The organism is Geomicrobium sediminis, from assembly GCF_016908595.1.
Lineage (GTDB): Bacteria > Bacillota > Bacilli > Bacillales > Marinococcaceae > Geomicrobium_A > Geomicrobium_A sediminis.
Genome location: NZ_JAFBEC010000004.1, coordinates 116,511 through 135,997, shown reverse-complemented (window position 1 = coordinate 135,997; position 19,487 = coordinate 116,511). Strand labels below are relative to the sequence as shown.

General features: G+C 43.0%; 25 protein-coding genes. All 25 read right to left on the bottom strand.

Going from position 1 to position 19,487, the window contains the following annotated elements:
* Positions 1-1,092: a flagellar biosynthesis protein FlhB gene (gene flhB / locus JOD17_RS08255; RefSeq protein ID WP_204696925.1), complete on the bottom strand. Its 1,092-nt coding sequence runs from the start codon at positions 1,090-1,092 to the stop codon at positions 1-3.
* 1 nt (position 1,093) lies between these two features.
* The gene (gene fliR / locus JOD17_RS08250; protein ID WP_204696919.1) at positions 1,094-1,867 is read right to left on the bottom strand and encodes a flagellar biosynthetic protein FliR; all 774 of its coding nucleotides are present in this window, start codon (positions 1,865-1,867) and stop codon (positions 1,094-1,096) included.
* Between the two features lie 7 nt (positions 1,868-1,874).
* Complete coding sequence (fliQ, locus tag JOD17_RS08245) at positions 1,875-2,144, bottom strand: flagellar biosynthesis protein FliQ (RefSeq protein ID WP_042415643.1); 270 nt, start codon at positions 2,142-2,144, stop codon at positions 1,875-1,877.
* 18 nt (positions 2,145-2,162) lie between these two features.
* On the bottom strand, positions 2,163-2,849 hold the full coding sequence (gene fliP / locus JOD17_RS08240; protein WP_042415641.1) for a flagellar type III secretion system pore protein FliP: 687 nt from the start codon (positions 2,847-2,849) through the stop codon (positions 2,163-2,165).
* Positions 2,846-3,454, bottom strand: a complete 609-nt coding sequence (gene fliO, locus JOD17_RS08235) for a flagellar biosynthetic protein FliO (protein ID WP_204696918.1) — start codon at positions 3,452-3,454, stop codon at positions 2,846-2,848. Before fliO ends, fliP begins: the two co-directional genes overlap by 4 nt.
* Positions 3,455-3,468: 14 nt before the next feature.
* A complete protein-coding gene (locus JOD17_RS08230) occupies positions 3,469-3,831 on the bottom strand; it encodes a response regulator (RefSeq protein ID WP_042360261.1) in 363 nt (120 codons plus the stop codon).
* A gap of 18 nt (positions 3,832-3,849) precedes the next feature.
* Positions 3,850-5,094 carry a flagellar motor switch phosphatase FliY gene (gene fliY, locus JOD17_RS08225; RefSeq protein ID WP_204696917.1) on the bottom strand — a complete coding sequence of 415 codons (1,245 nt, stop codon included), beginning with the start codon at positions 5,092-5,094 and terminating at the stop codon, positions 3,850-3,852.
* Positions 5,087-6,079, bottom strand: a complete 993-nt coding sequence (fliM, locus tag JOD17_RS08220; protein ID WP_042360259.1) for a flagellar motor switch protein FliM — start codon at positions 6,077-6,079, stop codon at positions 5,087-5,089. The genes fliY and fliM overlap by 8 nt, the downstream gene beginning before the upstream one ends.
* Positions 6,080-6,094: 15 nt before the next feature.
* The gene (fliL, locus tag JOD17_RS08215; RefSeq protein ID WP_204696916.1) at positions 6,095-6,520 is read right to left on the bottom strand and encodes a flagellar basal body-associated protein FliL; all 426 of its coding nucleotides are present in this window, start codon (positions 6,518-6,520) and stop codon (positions 6,095-6,097) included.
* On the bottom strand, positions 6,517-6,729 hold the full coding sequence (locus JOD17_RS08210) for a flagellar FlbD family protein (RefSeq protein ID WP_204696915.1): 213 nt from the start codon (positions 6,727-6,729) through the stop codon (positions 6,517-6,519). The genes fliL and JOD17_RS08210 overlap by 4 nt, the downstream gene beginning before the upstream one ends.
* Before the next feature lie 42 nt (positions 6,730-6,771).
* A complete protein-coding gene (gene flgG, locus JOD17_RS08205) occupies positions 6,772-7,605 on the bottom strand; it encodes a flagellar basal body rod protein FlgG (protein WP_204696913.1) in 834 nt (277 codons plus the stop codon).
* Between the two features lie 58 nt (positions 7,606-7,663).
* Positions 7,664-8,065: a TIGR02530 family flagellar biosynthesis protein gene (locus tag JOD17_RS08200; protein ID WP_204696911.1), complete on the bottom strand. Its 402-nt coding sequence runs from the start codon at positions 8,063-8,065 to the stop codon at positions 7,664-7,666.
* Positions 8,062-8,550: a flagellar hook assembly protein FlgD gene (gene flgD / locus JOD17_RS08195; RefSeq protein ID WP_239575342.1), complete on the bottom strand. Its 489-nt coding sequence runs from the start codon at positions 8,548-8,550 to the stop codon at positions 8,062-8,064. Before flgD ends, JOD17_RS08200 begins: the two co-directional genes overlap by 4 nt.
* 18 nt (positions 8,551-8,568) lie before the next feature.
* Positions 8,569-9,771, bottom strand: coding sequence for a flagellar hook-length control protein FliK (locus JOD17_RS21705; RefSeq protein ID WP_204696909.1), 1,203 nt, complete (start codon positions 9,769-9,771; stop codon positions 8,569-8,571).
* Positions 9,772-9,794: 23 nt separating this feature from the next.
* Positions 9,795-10,331 carry a MotE family protein gene (locus JOD17_RS08185; RefSeq protein ID WP_204696908.1) on the bottom strand — a complete coding sequence of 179 codons (537 nt, stop codon included), beginning with the start codon at positions 10,329-10,331 and terminating at the stop codon, positions 9,795-9,797.
* 11 nt (positions 10,332-10,342) lie between these two features.
* Complete coding sequence (fliJ, locus tag JOD17_RS08180; RefSeq protein ID WP_204696907.1) at positions 10,343-10,783, bottom strand: flagellar export protein FliJ; 441 nt, start codon at positions 10,781-10,783, stop codon at positions 10,343-10,345.
* A gap of 16 nt (positions 10,784-10,799) precedes the next feature.
* The gene (gene fliI / locus JOD17_RS08175; RefSeq protein WP_204696906.1) at positions 10,800-12,095 is read right to left on the bottom strand and encodes a flagellar protein export ATPase FliI; all 1,296 of its coding nucleotides are present in this window, start codon (positions 12,093-12,095) and stop codon (positions 10,800-10,802) included.
* Entirely contained in the window at positions 12,082-12,864 is a 783-nt protein-coding gene (gene fliH, locus JOD17_RS08170; RefSeq protein ID WP_204696905.1) for a flagellar assembly protein FliH, read from the bottom strand. The genes fliI and fliH overlap by 14 nt, the downstream gene beginning before the upstream one ends.
* Positions 12,857-13,870, bottom strand: coding sequence for a flagellar motor switch protein FliG (gene fliG / locus JOD17_RS08165; protein ID WP_204696904.1), 1,014 nt, complete (start codon positions 13,868-13,870; stop codon positions 12,857-12,859). The genes fliH and fliG overlap by 8 nt, the downstream gene beginning before the upstream one ends.
* A 15-nt stretch (positions 13,871-13,885) precedes the next feature.
* Entirely contained in the window at positions 13,886-15,460 is a 1,575-nt protein-coding gene (gene fliF, locus JOD17_RS08160; protein WP_204696903.1) for a flagellar basal-body MS-ring/collar protein FliF, read from the bottom strand.
* 29 nt (positions 15,461-15,489) lie between these two features.
* Complete coding sequence (gene fliE / locus JOD17_RS08155; RefSeq protein ID WP_338028773.1) at positions 15,490-15,804, bottom strand: flagellar hook-basal body complex protein FliE; 315 nt, start codon at positions 15,802-15,804, stop codon at positions 15,490-15,492.
* A 28-nt stretch (positions 15,805-15,832) separates the two neighbouring features.
* Entirely contained in the window at positions 15,833-16,291 is a 459-nt protein-coding gene (gene flgC / locus JOD17_RS08150) for a flagellar basal body rod protein FlgC (protein ID WP_204696901.1), read from the bottom strand.
* A gap of 1 nt (position 16,292) precedes the next feature.
* Positions 16,293-16,682 carry a flagellar basal body rod protein FlgB gene (gene flgB / locus JOD17_RS08145; protein ID WP_204696899.1) on the bottom strand — a complete coding sequence of 130 codons (390 nt, stop codon included), beginning with the start codon at positions 16,680-16,682 and terminating at the stop codon, positions 16,293-16,295.
* A gap of 583 nt (positions 16,683-17,265) precedes the next feature.
* A complete protein-coding gene (codY, locus tag JOD17_RS08140; RefSeq protein ID WP_204696897.1) occupies positions 17,266-18,045 on the bottom strand; it encodes a GTP-sensing pleiotropic transcriptional regulator CodY in 780 nt (259 codons plus the stop codon).
* A gap of 26 nt (positions 18,046-18,071) precedes the next feature.
* Positions 18,072-19,478 carry an ATP-dependent protease ATPase subunit HslU gene (gene hslU, locus JOD17_RS08135; protein ID WP_204696892.1) on the bottom strand — a complete coding sequence of 469 codons (1,407 nt, stop codon included), beginning with the start codon at positions 19,476-19,478 and terminating at the stop codon, positions 18,072-18,074.
* Positions 19,479-19,487 lie beyond the last annotated feature (9 nt).

Sequence of the window (19,487 nt, the reverse complement as noted above, 5' to 3'; positions counted from 1 at the left end):
TTAGTTCCCCCTTTGTTTCGTCTCGTTTTCTAAGCGGTATACGTACGCCAACACTTCAGCAACCGCTCGAAATAAATCTTCTGGAACTTCGTCATCAACATCGGTTCCATCGTACAACGCCCGCGCTAACGGACGATTTTCTACGATCGCTATGTCGTGATCCGTTGCGATCTTTCGTATTCTTAAAGCCATATAATCGACGCCCTTGCCGATTACTTTCGGTGCAGTCATTGAAGAATCATCATATTTTAAAGCGACGGCGTAATGGGTTGGGTTCGTAATTACAACGTCTGCTTTAGGAACTTCTTGCATCATCCGCTGCATCGCTAAATCTTGCGCTTTTTGTCGGCGTTTTGCTTTGATGAGAGGATCCCCTTCCATTTTCTTGAACTCATCTTTGACGTCGTGCTTTGACATTCGAATTTGTTTTTCATGATCAAATCGCTGATAGACAAGGTCAGGAATTGCAAGAATGAGCAATAGAATCGCAGAAGCAACACCGATCATTCCAGTTAATAGACTCACAACATAATAACCGTCTAACACGTCATATAAGCCAAGCATTAAAAGATCATCGCGAAACATCCACAAAATGCCGAATGCTAGCGTACCGACGAGGACGATTTTGAGAAGTGCTTTTACGAGTTCAACGAGCGCCCTTGCCGAGAAGATTCGCTTAAACCCTTTTAATGGATTAATTTTTGATAGTTTCGGTTTGATGACTTCTGGTGCGAACAACACACCAACTTGAACCATACTAGCAATCACACCTGTAAGCGCTGCGACGAGTAAAATAGGAATAATAACAATGCCCATCTGAATAACAATTCCCTGAAACATACCCATTGTATCTTCAACGGTAAATGAAAGGGACGCATAGTTGATGTACGTTTCATAAAACAAATCTTGCATGAATTTTGCTGGAACCGCAGCATACACGAATAGAAAAATAAAAACGATCAATAAAATGAGTGCAGTATTAATGTCTGTACTTTTAGGTACTTGACCTTTTTTTCGGGTATCTTGACGTTTTTTCGGCGTTGCTTTTTCCGTTTTCTCACCTGAAAAGTATTGGAGATCCATTGATAACATGCTAGGCACCTCCAAACAATTGCATCATCGTTCGCATCGCAATCGCCATTTCTTCGGTTAGATTTCGTAGTAAGTAAAAGAACGCTGGCATCGTGATCATCATAATTGGTAGACCGATAATAATCTTAAGCGGTAGACCGACGACAAAAACGTTCATTTGTGGCACGGCTCTAGACATCATTCCGAGCGCCACATCAACAAGAAACAATGATCCCACGATTGGGAACGACATGAGAAATGCGATTAAAAACATCGTCACAAACGCTTCAACGGCGGTTTCCATGACCGATGAAGTCGTAATGTTAATGCTACTTACTTCGATGGGTACGTACGAAAAGCTATAAAACATCCCGTCTAAAAGCAAGTGATGCCCGTTGCTCGCAAGCAAGAACAATATCGCAAACGCGTATAAGAAACCACCCGTTAACGGCGACTGTGCTCCTGTTTGTGGATCAATTACATTCGCAACGAGAAAACCGATCTTCAAATCGATAAACGCACCGGCAACTTGTATTGCATAAAACAACATCGATGCAATTAGACCGAGCAAGAGGCCAACCATTACTTCTTTGATGATTAATAGAAAGTAGGAGCCATCAAGACTTATATCTGGAACGTCAATCGTCAGTAACACGATGAGTGCAAAAAAGAACGACAACCCAATTTTGAAGTACGACGGAACGTTTCGGTATGAGAAAACAGGAATCGTTGCCATAAAGGCGATAAGCCGAACAAAAATTAATAAAAACGCGGGTAAGCTGTTGATTACATCCATGTGATCATCAACCTATGTAATGATGTAAATTCGTATAAATCTGCTCAGTAAAAAAGATCAATTCATTTAACATCCATGCACCAAAAATGACAATGCCAACGAGAACGGCGACGATTTTCGGGATAAATGCTAACGTTTGCTCTTGAATTTGTGTTGTTGCTTGGAAAATGGCCACCCCGAGCCCGATGACGAGTGCTAAGAGCAGCAATGGACCTGCAATCATTATAATGACCATGACGCTACGCTCAGCGAGACTGAGTACCGTTTCTTGAGACACGCGACACCATTCCTTTATCTAAAAACTAATCAACAGAGACTGGACGACTAAATACCAACCGTCTACTAAGACGAACAACAACACTTTAAATGGTAATGAAATCATAACTGGGGGCAACATCATCATCCCCATCGACATGAGTACACTTGCGATGATCATATCAATGACGAGAAAAGGAATAAAAATGAGAAAGCCAATTTGAAACGCCGTTTGCAATTCGCTAATCGCAAATGCTGGCACGAGCGCCGTTAACGGCACATCATCGAGCGACTCTGGCGTCTCCATTCCTGCATAGCCCATAAATAACGCCAAGTCTTTCTCTCGTGTATGTTCGGCCATAAATTCTTTAATCGGTGCACTCGCTAACTCAAACGCTTCTTCTTGATCAATTTCTCCATTAAGAAATGGTGTTACTGCTTCATCGTTCACTTCTAGAAGCACAGGACCCATAATGAAAAAGGTTAAGAAAAGCGCGAGGCCAATTAACACTTGCGTCGGTGGCATTTGTTGGGTGGCAAGCCCCATTCGCACAAAGCCGAGTACAACAATGATTCTCGTAAAACAGGTCATCATAATCAAAAATGCAGGTGCTAAACTTAACACTGTTAGTAATAACACGAGTCGAAGGGTCGTTGCGACACCTTCTGGTTCATCCGTTAACCAATCTGCATCAATTCCCGGGATCGCCACTACAAAATCAATCATCGGCGCACTCCTAACCGTTCAACATCTTTCGTTTTCTCACGATCAACGTCTTCTAAGTGATCGTTTAACGTATCGTAAATGTTGATGTCTTTTTCAGGCGTCCGCTTCATCGATTTAAGTTTTTGCAGCCAGTCCGTTGAAGAGGTTTGCTCGTCTTTTTGATTAAGAATACGCTCAATTTCATTCTCATCACGTATTTCATCTAACAGTGAGATGTTCTCTCCAACACCTACGACCAACAACCGATCGCCAATACGTACAATTTGAACGGATTTATTTTGTCCAAGAGGAATGCCTCCGATATTTTGCATCGTATTCGATGATTGCATTTGATAGTTTTTTCTGCCGAGCAGTCGCAACAATACGTACATCAATGCAATGACGACGAAAAGCGCAAGAAAGAGTTTGAACAAAACGCTCCATACACTCTCACTTGCTGCTGCATTTTCGCCGACGACTGAAAGCTCGTCCCCTGTTTCTGTAACGCCACTTTCACCCCGAAATGTATCTGCGACAGAAGAATCGGCAAACACATGGGCGCTGCCATTAAAAAACATGATAATGGCAATCGTCGTGGCAACGACCCATGGTTTGACTAGACTCATAACCGTCTTCCCCCTTACGCTAACGTCTTTTTCACTGCATCAATGACTCGGTCCGCTTGGAACGGCTTAACAACAAAGTCTTTAGCCCCTGCTTGAATAGCGTCAATGACCATCGCTTGTTGTCCCATGGCAGAACACATAATAATTTTCGCAGATGGGTCGAACTCACGAATGACTTTGAGTGCTTCAATCCCATCCATCTCGGGCATCGTAATGTCCATCGTCACAAACGTCGGTTCTGTTTCTTTGTACTTTTCAATCGCTTCACGACCGTTTTCTGCTTCACCGACAACGATGTAATTGTTTTTCTCTAAAATGTCTCGAATCATCATTCTCATAAACGAAGCATCGTCTACAATCAATACTCGATTTGTCATGGTTAATCCCACCTATCCTTATTTTAAGTGTTCTATTCTCTTCGAACGGCTAACGATATCTGTCACACGAACGCCGAAGTTTTCATCAATAACAACGACCTCACCTTTAGCAACGAGGCGCTGATTTACGAGGATGTCCACTGGTTCACCAGCGAGCTTATCTAACTCAATAATCGATCCTTGCGTAAAGTTTAAGATGTCACGAATCGAACGGCGCGTTTTGCCGAGCTGTACGGTTACATCTAGCGGGATGTCCATTAGAATGTCTAGATTGCGACTTTGTTCACTCTGTTCAGAGCCACCTTCAAAATTAGCAAATTCAGCAGGTTGGATCGTTTTCTGTACCGCTTTTGGTTCGGGTCTTGGTTCATGTCTTGGTTCAGGTAAGGGTACTGGCTCTGGTGTTGGTGTTGGTTCGGGCACATGTCTTTCTACAGGAGTGTCAAGCGTATGCTGTTCCGTAGGCTCAACATCATTTGTATGAAACATGACCGGAGCCGCTTCTTCTTGAACTGGAGGTGCTGTATCCATCGTAGACGCCATTTCAAGTGCAGGGTTCATTAATTTCTCTACGAGCTCTTTTGCAAACTCTACAGTAATGAGTTGCATAATGATTGAGTCAATGAGCTCTCCAATCTTCAAACGAAACGACACTTTAATAATCGTGCCTTCTTGTGGCAAATACTCTAAGCCTGAGCCTTTTTCTAAATCAAGCATATTAATGCCTGGTGGGGAAATATCGACTCTCGTATTAAAAATCGTTGACAGTGATGTTGATGAACTTCCCATCATTTGGTTCATCGCTTCTTGGACTGCACTAATATGAATTTCTTCAAGTTGTTCTGGTGGCTTCGTACCGTCTCCACCGAGCATTAGATCCGCAATAATTTGCGCGTCTTGCTGTTTAATGACGAGAACATTGGCCCCTTTGAAGCCTTGTTTGTATTCCACATGAATCGATACGTGTGGATTTGGAAATTCTTCATGCAATAACTCTGCCTTAACCGCATCAACGACTGGTGTCGTAATTGACACTTTTTGATTTAACAGTTGTGATAGCGTTGTGGAAGCTGTACCGAACGAAATGTTACCGATCTCTCCAATTGCATCTTTCTCAATTTCTGTAAGAAATTGAGTCACATTCGTTGATGCTTTAGAAGGCGCTGGTGGGTACACATCATCACTCGAGCTCGCATCTTTCTCTTCTTCCAACCCAGCAAGTAGCTGGTTAATTTCCTCTTGGGAGAGCGGCTCATCATTCATCGTCTGCATCCTCCTTTATTTCTTCAATAATTTGTACAGCTATTCTTTGTTTTTTTCGTCCTGGCTGCACTGAATATTTAGGTTTTCCTCCGACTTTGGTCATTAAAGGAGTATGTATGCTTTGGTTCAACTCTAAAACATCACCAATTTGTAGGTCTTTAAGCTCAGATACTGTCATTTCTGATGTTCCGAGAATCGTCTCAACATCGATCATCGCTTGTCGTACCGAGCGTCGAATATCTTTTACTTCATTTTCATCACGCTCTTTGTTCGGCGATTGCATCCAATAATGAGCAGATAACTTCGGAAGCAATTCTTCTAATACGACGTAAGGCAAACAAACATTAATCATGCCTGATGTTTCATTGATCGTCGTCGATAAACTAATCACAACGACGGTCTCATTAGGGCTTTGCAGTTGAACGAATTGGGGATTTACTTCTAGATCTTCCATGACTGGTTGCAAATCTACGATGCTCGTCCATGCTTGTTGAAAGCTATCAAGCATATGGTTAAACAGCTGAGAAAGAATTCTCGACTCGATTTCGGTTAACGTTTCCACTTTGTTCATTCCTGTGCCTCGTCCACCTAAAATGCGGTCGACCATTGCGTAACCGATGTTCGGGTTTACTTCAATTAAGAACCGACCTTCTAACGGATACGCATCAAAAATACTTAATAACGTCGTCGAAGGGATCGAACGGATAAACTCTTCATATGGCAGTTGATCAACAGAGGTCACATGAATTTGCACGAACGTTCTCAGCTGCGCTGAAAAGACCGTCGTAAGCAAACGAGCGAAGTTCTCATGAATGCGCGATAGCGAGCGAACTTGATCCTTCGAAAATCGAAGAGCACGTTTAAAATCATAATTCGTAATCCGTTTCGCTTCGTCTTCTTTTATCAGTTCTTCAACGTCCATCTCACCTGTGGACAGCGCAGATAAGAGAGCATCAATTTCCCCTTGTGACAATACATCTGCCATTTTGCTTCACCTCATTCATTGAATCACTCGTTCAGTCGTATACACATTGATGACCGAGCCGCCCTCAAGCATGTTCGTAACGTCTTCTTTTAATGTTTGTTCAAGTTCTCGTAAACCTTCTGAGTCTTGCAATTGATCTGCTTCCATCCCGGCAAGACGGTGAATAATTGCATTTTTAATTTGAAAATCGCGCTTTTCAATTTCTATTCGCGTCTCTTCGCGATCCCCTTCAATACGAAATGACGCACGAATAATATGATCGCTACTTAAATTCGTCGTTAATTGTTCGGTATCCCAGGAATTACTCACAATTTCATCAATCGTCGGTCTTTCTGAACCTTCGACGGATTCGGCTTCGTCCCCGAAGAAGACATACCAAGAAAATGCGGCAATAACGACGAGAAGTAGGGTAAACGTTGCACCGATAAAAGCTTTTTTCATACGTCTTCCTCCTGTTTTGATGCTGCAGCAACACCGTACATCATGAGCTTTGCTTCAATCACTTCGTTAACCTCATGAAGCGATTCTCTGACGACAAGCTTGCGATTGCCAACGAGCGTAATCGTCGTATCAGGCAATTCTTCAATCGTCACTATGTGAACGATTTGCAAATAAAACGGTTGTCCATCAAGGCGTGTAAGTGGAATCATAGAATTGTTCGGGTCACAACGACCGTGACCCGACCTCCTTTACTATTTCAAGTTCAAGAGCTCTTGCAACACTTCATCTGATGTTGTAATAATTCGCGTGTTCGCTTGCAACCCACGCTGTGCGGTAATCATCTCAACGAACTCTTCTGAAAGGTCAACGTTTGACATTTCCAGCGTTCCGGCAGCGATTTGGCCGAGGCCTTCGGTGCCAGGGGCGCCGACTATAATTCCTGCATTTTCAGCAGTTGCGTCATTGGAGTTAGATGTAGTTCTATAAAGATTGCCTCCGACTTTTTCTAATCCCTCAGGGTTGGCGAAGGTTGCTAATGAAATGACTTGTTCCGAATTACTTTCTCCTTCTATAATTACCGTGATTGAACCGTTAGCTCCTATACTAAAGCCCTCAGCATTACTAGGTATGCTCAATGCTGCAGGCGGAGGGTTACCAGTTGTACCATCCCCCTCACCTAATAGATAGTACCCGTTCGAATTGACAATGTGGCCAGTATTATCACGATAAAAATCTCCCGCACGTGTATAAAATACCTCTTCACCATTACTCACTCTAAAATACCCATCTCCTGCAATTCCAAGATCTAGCTCACGGCCTGTCGGTTGCAACGCTCCTTGCGTATGGATGTTCGTAATAGAACCCGTAGATGAACCGAGACCTATTTGACGAGGGTTCGTTCCACCTAACCCATCGCCAGTACCTGCGCTTGCGCCTTGTACTTGCTGACTGAGCATATCTTCAAACGTGTAGCGGCCTTTTTTGAAGCCGTAAGTGTTGACGTTGGCGATATTGTTGCCGATGACGTCTAGTTTTTGTTGGTGGTTTTGTAAGCCTGTAATGCCTGAGTACATGGATCGAATCATTTGTAGTTCCTCCTTTTAATCGTCCGCATCAATCGGTCAGCAGACGGTTCGCCTCCTCTTACAGGTCCAGCGATGGTTTGACGATAATCGTTCCGTCGATGTTTGAAATAATTCGGTCGTTCATTTCACTTTGAGCCATAGCGGTGACGACCGTATGGTTTTTGCCACTAACGATGAGTGCAGCATTGTCGGTGATTACAAGTGGTTGATTGATGCCTTTCGTATGGGCTTCTTTCACTTTTTCAGAGACACGCAACCAGTCTTGATCACTAATTGTAATTCCACGTTCTTCAATGCGTGTTTTTGCATGTTTACTAATTGTGATCGGGTTCGTCTTTTGTGCATCTTGCAATGCTGTTTGAAACGAAGTTCCTTCAGAAGTGCGGTTTTGTTCATGTGTCGCTGTTGCTCGTGTTTTTACAGGTAATGCGTGGGGAAGTTGATGCCACGTTACGTTCACGATGATTCTTCCTCATTCGCTGCTTCTTCAGCTGGTGTTACTTCTGTAATTTGACTGCTACTAATCCAGCGACCGCTGTCTACTTGAACCTCAATTACGCCATTTTCTGAGCGACGCACGCTCGTCACAACGTTATCGTCGTACACTTTTTTTGGAAACCCGTTTGCATCTTCAATTTCACGGTAATACGTCACGTTTTTACCGATTAATTCACTATGCTGCACGAGCGCTGCTGATTCTTGTTGGTTAGAAAGCTTTTGCATCGCAGCGTTCATGTTCGTCATCTGCTCGAGTGAAGAAAACTGAGCCATCTGTGCGATAAATTCTCGATCGTCCATCGGGTCAAGTGGATCTTGATTTTGTAACTGTGCAATTAACAGTTTCAAAAAATCATCTTTTCCTAACATCGTTGACTCTGTCGTAGCGACCGGAACACCGTGAATTTGGTTGCGTTCTTGAATGCCGTTCATTACATTTACATTCATGTTGAACTCTCTTCCTCCTTACTCTTCGTTCATACTTTCTCGTAGCCACTCTTCAAAGCTTAAGAACGCTCCTTCTTCTGTTTCTTCACGTTCTTGTTCTCGCTCTTTACTAGTTGCATGATCTTCGTTTGATTCTTCCTCGTCTTGTTGAGACTGCGCATCTTCAATGGTCACTTTCTCGACTTGCAACTGTTGCGTGACAAATGCTTGGCGTAGTGCTGGAAGTTGGGCTTCTACAATGTCTCTAGCTGCCTTCGTTGCAGTCGTTACTGTCGCTTCTAATTGCCCTTGTTGAATCGTTAATGCGACAGTCATCTTCCCTAAATGCTCAGGCCTTAGTTGAACGGTAAGCGTCTGCGCGGCACCGGTGCGTTGCAAATGCCCTTTCGCTAGAATGCTTTGAAACTGCTTCATAAATTGCTGCTCTACCGTTCGGTTGGAAGCGTGTTGTCCCAATTGAATGACGTGTTGTTCTGTCGCTGTGAGGCGTTGCTGCGTTTGCTGCATCATTAATTCCGGTTGACTCATAACCGTTTGTTCTCGACCAGGGAGTACACTCGGAAACGTGTAAGAACGGTTCGGTTGTTGTTCTTCAACGGTCGGGTTGTTTAACGATGCTTGAACGGTTTGCAGCACTGTTTCTAGCCGCTCGACGACGCGGGTGACTTTCTTCTCTATGTTTACGCTTTGTTCAGTATGTAATCGCCTGAACGTCTCAACTCGCTCTTCAAGTGCCCGAAAACTTCTTTCAATAACCGCAACGGTCTCAACCCGATTTGTAAAAGACGATTCACCGCTTGGGACTGAACGATTTGGAGCTTGTACAAGCTGTTCTACACCTCTTAACAACGCTTCAAGTTGTTCAACGTGTTCAAGACTGTTCTCCTCTGTCTGTTCAGATTCGAGCGGATTGATTTCTTCTAGCAACTGGACCAATTGCTCTACAATTTGTAGCCGTTGTTCAGGCATACCCATTCGTTCATTGTCAGCTTCTTGAAGTTGTGCTAACGGCTGGAATGCTGCGACTTGCTCCAATGAACGAAGCGACTCACTGTCTTGTTCTTTCGTGTGTTGGTCGTTTCTGCTCTCTACAAAACCGTTCAACAGTTGTTCAAATGAAAATGGCGTTTGTTCATTTGTATCTCGATCTGACTGCTTCTGATCCACTCGTACACTTTGCTTTGGGATCTCCATTTGAGGTAACAAATGAGATGCGATCACGTTTTCGTTTCACCTCCTTTCAATTAAGACGATGTCGTAGCCAGCGCTGTCATTACTTCAGCTGCCCGTTCTGGTTCCATATGTTGAATAATGGCCGCACGTTCATTCTCTTTAATGACCGACATATGACTCACCAAGTCCTCAAGAGACAATTCATTCATAATATCTGCTGCTCGTCTTGGATTCATGGATTCATAGACGTTTGCTGTTTGTTTTAAAGTGTCACTTTCCTCTTCACTCGAATTAGGCGGGTTTTCAGCAACAAAGGCTTGGTCCATTTCAATTTGATTCAGTTCCCGTTCAAGTGATGTGATCTGTTCGTCTTTTGCAACGAGTTGTTGTTCTAATTCATATACGCGCTCTTCTAGCAACTCGTCTGTTTCTTCTTCCGCCACATCACTCGCAAAAAATGTTTGCGCGGTTTTGATTGGGTTAACGTCTAGTAAATAGAGAAAGATGGCACCGATGGTGAGGAGGGTAATCAATGGAATAAGAAAAACGAACAAAAACGTTTGACCAGATCGTTTTTCCCGATGTGATCCCGTCTTTTTAGTTCCCATGCCAATCCCCCTTAGTTTTGTCGTATGTATAATAGCGTTGCTGTTTCATCAAGTTGTTGTTGCTCAAAGAGCTTTTCTTCTTGCCTATACGTTTCATGTTGCTTCACTTTTAGCTTTTCTAATTTCTTTAGTTCAATCGTTGCATGATGGAGCGCATCTTTTTGCACATTCATTTTTGCTCGTGCATCGTTTGCAAGTCCTTGAACATGAACAATTTCTTTTTCCATCCGCTCACTTGCCATTTGTGCTGTTTGCAATGCGGCGATTGTCGTGCCCGAAGTGGCATACCCTTCTACTCCGACAATCATTTGTTCCCGGTCCCGAAGCAAATGGTACAGCCGATATCCTGCTTCTTCGAACTGCTTACGAGACACTTCGAAGTGCTTTTGTTTCTCATCTCGCTCTTTTTCTTTCACTTGCAATAACTTCTGAAGTGAAAAGGAAAACGTCATAATAGTCTCCTTTCATCTACACTTGGTGTAACGATTCAATCGCTTCTTCGTATGTAGGTGCTTCATCATTTTGTTGTCTTAGAAATTGCTTAATCGCTGCATACGTGTCAACCGCGTGATCGACGGCGTGATCATTGCCTTTTTTATAAGCGCCCACTTGGATTAAATCCACGGTTTCTTCATAAATCGCTAATCGACTTCGTACGTCTTGCGCTTGATCACGATGCTTTGTTGATACGATCTGATTCATTAATCGACTGACGCTTTTTAGGACGTTGATTGCTGGAAAATGCCCTTGATTCGCGAGTTCTCGATCGAGAACAATATGACCGTCTAAAATTCCCCGTACCGCATCTGCGATCGGTTCATTTAAATCATCGCCATCTACGAGTACCGTGTAAAAAGCAGTAATCGCTCCTGATTCATTTGTACCTGAGCGTTCCAATACTCTCGGTAACATTGAAAATACCGACGGTGTGTATCCTTTTGTTGTTGGTGGTTCTCCGGTCGCAAGACCGATTTCTCGTTGCGCCATCGCATAGCGCGTGACCGAGTCCATCATTAAGTTTACGATTTTCCCTCGATCGCGGAAGTATTCCGCAATTGCCGTTGCCGTCTCAGCGCCTTTAATTCGAACGAGTGCTGGCTGGTCTGATGTCGCAACAATGACAATGGTGTTTTTCATTCCCTGTTCACCGAGATCATTTTCTAAGAAGTCTTTCACTTCTCGTCCACGCTCACCGATGAGCGCAATCACGTTCACGTCCGCTTGAGAAGAACGAGCAATCATGGAAAGAAGTGTACTTTTACCGACACCACTTCCTGCAAAAATCCCGACCCGCTGACCGACACCCATCGTTAGAAGCCCATCAATTGCCCGAACACCTAAAGGAAGGACATCAGTAATCGCTGGTCTCGTAAGCGGGTTTGGCGCTTCTTGGTCGACAGAAATTCGCTGTAAGCCTTTTGGTAACTCTTGACCGTCTAACGGTTCACCAAGACCGTCTAACACTTTGCCAATTAATGCGTCACCAACTTGAATTTGTAGCGAATGTCGGGTGTTCTTTACGATGCTTCCCGGTTGGATGCGAGCCGTTTTTGAAAAAGGCATAAGCAGTAATATGTTTTCTTTAAAGCCGACAACTTCCGCACGAACATGCTTTCCGTCTGATTGGATAATCTCGCACACTTCACCAACTGCCGCTTTTGGTCCGTTCGCTTCAATCGTCAGTCCAACGACACGTTTCACCGTTCCGTACCATTGAAATCGGTCAATTGATGAGAGTTGTGGTAACAGATCAATCGCTTTCATTCGCAGACCCCTGTCCCTCTTCTAGAAGTGCTGTTAGCTCTGTTTTCAAACGATGGAGTTGCGTCGTAATGCTTGCATCCATTCGCCCTTTCGGAGTCAAAATCACACATCCATCTTCCTCTATATTCGGATCTGGGAAGAAACGAATTCGTTCAGCTATTGTAAACAACGCTTCGTATTCTGATCGCCTTTGAATCGTTGCTTCGTAATGACTCGGATGAACGTGGATGAGCACTTCCGTTTCTTCATGAACTTCTTGAATTGCTGCTTTCAAAAACGAAGCATATCCCTCTTGTTCTTGCATCGTGACATTCGTCATTTTTTTTGCCAAAGCACAAGCAAGATCTAAGATGTCTACTTCTGCATGACGCAAATAAGCATCATAATCAACTTTTGCTGACTGGACAACTTCTGTAGCTTGGGCAATTTGCTCTGAATACTCGTTGTGACCTTTTGCAAGTCCGTCACGGTACCCTTCTTCTTCTCCGCTTCTTCTCGCTTGTTCATGTAATCGTTTTGCTTCTTCTTCAGCCGCGAGTCGTTCATTTTGAATCGCTGTTTTAGCCGCTTCGATTTCTGCGTTCGCTTCATCAAGCAAACGTTTCGCTTCTGTTCGAGCATTTTTAACGAGTGTATCTGTTTGAGCCTTTACTGCTTCGTTCGTCTCGACGAACGGTTCGTCATCACGCTCTTTATGAAAGGTATGAAGCAGTAACGTATACGGAGATTGATGGTCCGTTTGGTTGCTTTGCTTAATGATCCTAGACAACGATATCATCTCCTCCACCACGTGCGATGACAATTTCACCCGCTTCTTCGAGGCGACGAACAGCGTTCACAATTCTCGTTTGGGCATCTTCAACATCTTTCAAACGTACAGGTCCCATGAATTCCATTTCTTCGCGGAACGTTTCTGCCATTCGTTGCGACATGTTGCTAAAGAGAATCTCCCGAACTTCTTCACTTGCCACTTTAAGTGACAGCTGTAAATCTTCGTTATCAACATCACGGATAATGCGCTGAATAGAGCGATTGTCGAGCGTGACAATATCTTCAAAGACGAACATCCGCTTTTTGATTTCTTCTGCAAGCTCAGGATCTTGAATTTCTAAGCTATCTAAAATCGTTCGTTCTGTACTCCGATCCACACTGTTTAACACTTCAACGACTGACTCGATGCCACCAGCTTCTGTGTAATCGTGCGTGAACGTAGAGGCAAGCTTTTGTTCTAGCACACTTTCCACTTCACTAATAATCTCTGGTGACGTCCGGTCCATCGTTGCGATTCGTTTCGCAACATCAGCTTGTAAATCTGAAGGCAATTCAGACAAGATCTGTCCACTTTGATCAGGATCTAAATACGATAAGACGAGTGCAATCGTTTGTGGATGTTCATTTTGAATAAAGTTCAAGACTTGTACAGGTTCAGACTTTCTTGCAAAGTCGAACGGACGCACTTGCAACGTTGACGTAAGTCTAGAGATAATTGCCATCGCTTCATCGTTTCCTAACGCTTTTTCTAACACGTCACGGGCGTAACCTATTCCACCTTGAGTCATGTAATCTTGAGCGACCGCTAACTGGTGAAACTCTTTAATAAGCGATTCCTTAATGTCGTTTTCGACTTTGCGTACATTTGCGATTTCTAGCGTTAATTGTTCAATTTCTTCTTGCTGCAAATGTTTATACACTTGTGCTGAAACGTCTGGGCCAAGCGAAATAAGCAATGCAGCTGCTTTTTGTTTACCGGTAAACTTCTTTTTTGTTTTGACCATTGGTATGTGTGCCCCCTAGTCTTCTGAAAGCCACGTACGAAGCAACTTCGAAAATTCTTCTGGTCGCTCCCTTGCGAGTTGTTCCAATTTCTTTTTTCGTTCCGCGCTTGGCGTTAAATCTTCTGTTGGAATTTCTTCAATTTCTTCGTCATACGTTAATTCTTCAACTTCTTCATACTCTTCTCTGTTTCGTCTGAGCAACAACACAATACCAATAACCAGAGCGATGATCCCGACTGCTGTTACCACATACGCCCATGTAGGGATCGTAAAGCTTGACGTCGGTTCTGTGTCAGCTTTCCCGTATAGCGGCTGTGATGTAACGAGAATCTTCTCTGAGACTGTGCCGTCCATCTCTTCTAAAAGCGGTTGATCAATGCTCGTCATAACGACTGACTCTAACATAGATTCAATTTCGCTCAGTGCTTGTGGCGGTAAAGACATCGGGTCGTCTGCAACTGGTGGTTCAACGACGACTTGTACACCTAAGTCACGGATCTTATAAGGACTTTCTTGAATTTGACGGTGAATTCGATTCACATCGTAATTGATGCGATCTTCCATTCGTTCATAATCACCGTCACCCCCGGCAACGACACCTGGGTAATTTGCAATATCATCTTCACCTGTACCTGCAACACCTTCGTCATTTGGAGCTTGTCCCTCGTAATACTCAGACACACGCTCTGCACTGATGGCAATTCCTTCGGTCGCATCTTCGTCTACAGGCTCAATGAGTTCTTCTTCACGATATTCTTGAGTGAAATCAACATCGGCTGTCACGGATACAACGACTTTGTCTTGTCCCATCATTAAGCCAAGCATTTGTTGCAAACGTTGCTGCAAGTCATTTTCAATCGTACGACGGACTTCACGTTGCTGGTCATACGCTTGCATATTTTGCATGCCTTCTTGACTTTCATAAAAATAACTATTAAACAATTGATCGGTAATGACGATATTATCGGTAGGCAGGTTCGGTATACTTTTGGAAACTAAGTTGTACAGTGCTTGAACATTTCCTTGGTCAAGTGTCATCCCTGGCGCAAGCGTGACGACGACAGACGCTTGAGCTGTTCCTTCTTCATCGCTTAACCAAATCGTCTCTTCTGGTAATTGGATCATTACCGTAGCGCCTTGCACGCCATCAATCGTTTGGATTAACGTTTCTAATTCAGATTGCATTGCCGCTTTTTCCATGACTGAAAACTCGTTGTCAGTCATTCCGAACCCTAAGCTATCACGGAAATCATCATATGTAATTGAGCCTGTGGCTGGTAAGCCTTCCGCTGCAAGTTCTACCTTTATGTTATCGACGAGTTCTTCAGGTACAAAAATGGTCGTTCCGTTATCGCGAATTTCGTTTGGGACACCACGACTATCCAATGTCTCCTTAATCTGACCCGTTTCGCTCACAGACATGTTGCTATATAGCGGGGCGTAACTCGTTCTAAATGTAAAAAAGATGATTAACATAATGACGACGAGAATGAGTACGAAGGAAGCAACAAAGATTCCTTGTTCTTTTCTCGTTTTTGACGTCCAAAAACCTGTTATTTTGTCTCGATACTGTATGAGTCGCTCATTCATGAACTGCCTCTCCTATTTCCTAACATTCATTACACTTGCATTCGCATCATCGTCTCATATGCTTCGACGACTTTATTTCGTACTTCAACTGTTGCTTGTAATGCGATTCCTGATTTCTCAGAAGCAATCATTACATCATGCAATGATTCAACGTCTCCATTTACGAGCCGCGTCGTCATCTCTTGTGAATGCTGTTGCTCGTTGTTTACAGATTGAATGGCTTGTTGTAACGTCGTTGCAAACGACTCATGTGCGTCAGCAGCCGTACGCTCAACACGCGGTTGGATTGTCTCTTTGGCAATCGATTGCACAGGCGCAAACATCGATGTGTGCTGGATCGTCACGTTCATTCACCTCTACTTTTAGTTTCTATTACCCTCGTCCAATTTCTAATGCTTTCATCATCATGCTTTTGTGCGCATCAAAGACCGTTACATTTGCTTCATACGAACGTGTTGCCCCCATAATATCGACCATTTCTTTTAGAGGATCAACATTTGGCATGTGTAGATTACCATCTTCATCAGCATCAGGATGTCCTGGCTGATAGATCGTTTTACCTGGCGTTTGGTCAGCAGTAATCGATGTAACTTTCACACCATCTGCGTTTGAAATGCTTTGATTTCTTTGCTCTGATAAAATTGACGCAAAGCTTTCGTTTTTGTTCGGTGCTAGTGTGACGACTTTTCGTTCATAAGGTTGCCATTCTCCGTCTACCATCGTAGCCCTCGTCGTTTCTGCATTTGCCATATTGCTCGCTGCAACGTCCATACGTAAGCGCTGTGCGGTTAACGCAGATGATGTTGCGTTCATTCCAGTAAATAATGACAACCTAGCTTCCTCCTCGAATTGCTGTCTTTAATGAACTAAACTGACCGTTTAAACGATCGCTTACTGCTTGATAGTAAATTTGATTGTTCGCCATCTTAGCCATTTCTTTGTCGAGATCGACACTGTTGCCACTATGGGAGTACATCACATTTCGTGGGTTTACTTGTTTCATTTGTTCAGAGTGATATGTAAAAGGTACGTGACGCTCATCAGTTCTATGTGCCAAAAGCTCTCCCTTGGCTTCGCTTAAAACGTCTTTAAACTGCACTTGTTTTGCTTTATAATTCGGTGTGTCCACATTCGCTATGTTTGATGCGATCGCTTGTTGTTGCATCATTGAGGCATTCATGCCCCTTTCAAGCGACGAGATCGTTGTTGAAAATAGTGCCATTTTGAACCTCCTCGTCCATTTGATGGCTTAAATCATGACAAAGCTTCTAATCGCTCAGAAACATTTGTTACTTCCGTAATACGCTAATCGTCTCTTTAATTGTATTCACTTTTGGAATGTTTTTCTATAAAAAAACAGTTTTTACTACGAATTTCACTAATATAGAACTATAAATTACACGTTTCGACAAACAAACAAGGTCTATACTACTAAGTAGTCTGAAAAATAAATAGTCTTTTAGCATTATATGAAGGTGGTAGAAAGGTAGTTTTATAGTCTATTTGAATCAGTCCTTTTCTTATTTTCATATTACATATTTTGTAAAAACGACAAATTCCCCTTCGAACTATTATTATCTTAATACTAAGAATAATTAAATTATCACATTCATAGTTCTTTATAACTAGAATATAAGGCGCGAATCTAAGTCATTTCGAGCTCCATAATTCCGCTTTTCACTTTCGTTTAGGAAGTAAGACACATCGGTCTTTGACTCGCAGTTTCTAAGTACTACATGGCACTAAACACAAAAAAGCATCGCAAATGTGAGAACTCACATTTGCGATGCTTTTATTTATAGATTCTACTCTTCACGAAGACGCTCGAGTTCGTTTAAGAATTTACCGTTAAGAACTTTAATATACGTACCCTTCATACCGAGTGAGCGAGATTCAATAACTCCCGCACTCTCAAGCTTACGAAGCGCGTTTACGATGACAGAACGAGTAATTCCTACGCGGTCAGCAATTTTACTTGCAACGAGTAGACCTTCTTTGCCATCAAGTTCTTCAAAAATGTGCTCAACAGCTTCAAGCTCACTGTAAGAAAGGGAGCTAATTGCCATTTGAACGACAGCTTTGCTACGTGCTTCTTCTTCGATCTCTTGAGCCTTCTCATGAAGGATTTCCATACCAACTACTGTTGCACCGTATTCAGCAAGAATTAAATCATCATCGTTAAACGAGTCGTTAAGTCTAGCAAGAATAAGTGTACCAATACGTTGGCCACCACCGTTGATTGGAACAATGGTCGTAAGTCCTGTTTTGAATAGTTCTCTGTTTTCAACAGGGAAAGCTGTATATTTGCTGTCAATGTCAAGGTTTGGCGAAGTGTCCGCCACCGAGAAAAGTCCTTCTGTGTATTCTTCAGGGAATTGACGCTCTTCTAAAATACGATCAATGCGATCGTGCTCAATTTCCTGTTGAATTGAATAGCCAAGAAGCTTCCCTCTTCGACTTACAACAAAGATATTTGCAGAAATTACGTCACGTAATGTTTCTGCCATGTCCTTAAAATCGACATGTTGACCTGCTGATTTTTGTAGCATTTCGTTGATCTTTCTAGATTTCGTTAATAGTTCCATCTCCTGTAGATCCTCCTAATCATAAATTACAAGATATAGTGGCTGGTATCCTCATTGCCTGCAACATCTGCTAGTTTCTCATTGACATAACTTGCGGTAATAGTGATTGTTTCTAACGTGACATCGGATGCTTCAAACGACAGATCTTCTAACAATCGTTCCAACAACGTATGCAGTCTTCTTGCACCGATGTTCTCAGTCGTTTGATTTACCTGCTCTGCTAACTCAGCCAATCTAACTACAGCTTCGTCAGAAAATTCAACGTTTATACCTTCAGTTTCCAAAAGAGCAGAATATTGTTTTAAAAGTGCATTATCAGGCTCACGAAGTATTCGCACAAAATCGTCTTTACTTAAGTTGTTCAGCTCTACCCGAATCGGGAAGCGCCCTTGAAGCTCTGGAATTAAATCCGACGGTCTTGATACGTGAAATGCACCCGCTGCGATAAACAAAATGTGATCGGTTTGCACGGGACCATACTTCGTTGTTACTGTTGATCCTTCCACGATCGGCAATATATCTCTTTGTACGCCTTCTCGTGAAACGTCTACAGAACTTGACTGTTGTTTACCAGCTACTTTATCAATTTCATCAATAAAAATCATGCCAAGTTGTTCTGTCTTATCAACAGCTAGTTGGCCGACTTCATCCATGTCAACGAGCTTTTGTGCTTCATCGTCAATAAGAACTTGCCTTGCTTCGCGCACAGGCAGCTTACGCTTTTTCTTTTTCTTTGGCATCATACTACCGAGCATATCCTGCATCATGCCCATTTGTTCCATGCCAGATCCAGAAAGCATATCCATAAGCCCTTGTTGTTGCTCTTCAACTTCAACCGTAACGAGTTCATCTTCTAATTCACCATTTGCCAATTGAGAAGCCGTTTTAGTACGGCGTTCTTTTATTGAATCACGTTGCTCTGACTCATCATCCAAGTCAACGTCTTGATTCATGTTCCCTTGGGAATTAAAAAACATCTCGAGCGGGTTTTTGTACGCTTGGCTTTTCTTTTTCGAAGGAACAAGTAGCTCAACGAGACGCTCATTCGCTAAGTTCTTCGCTTCTGGTTGTACGCCTTTCATTTTCTCTTCTTTAACGAGACGAACGGCAACCTCCACTAGATCACGAACCATCGATTCGACATCTCGACCGACGTAACCAACTTCGGTAAACTTCGTTGCTTCAACTTTCACAAACGGAGCTCCTACGAGTTTGGATAAACGCCTTGCGATTTCAGTCTTCCCGACACCTGTCGGTCCGATCATTAAAATGTTCTTCGGTGTGATCTCATCACGAATGTTCTCCGCTACTTTGCTTCTTCGATAACGATTACGAAGCGCAACAGCTACGGCACGCTTTGCACCATTTTGACCAACAATATATTGATCAAGCTTATTAACAATTTGCTTTGGTGTTTGATTGGCATGTTCCAAAAGCCATCA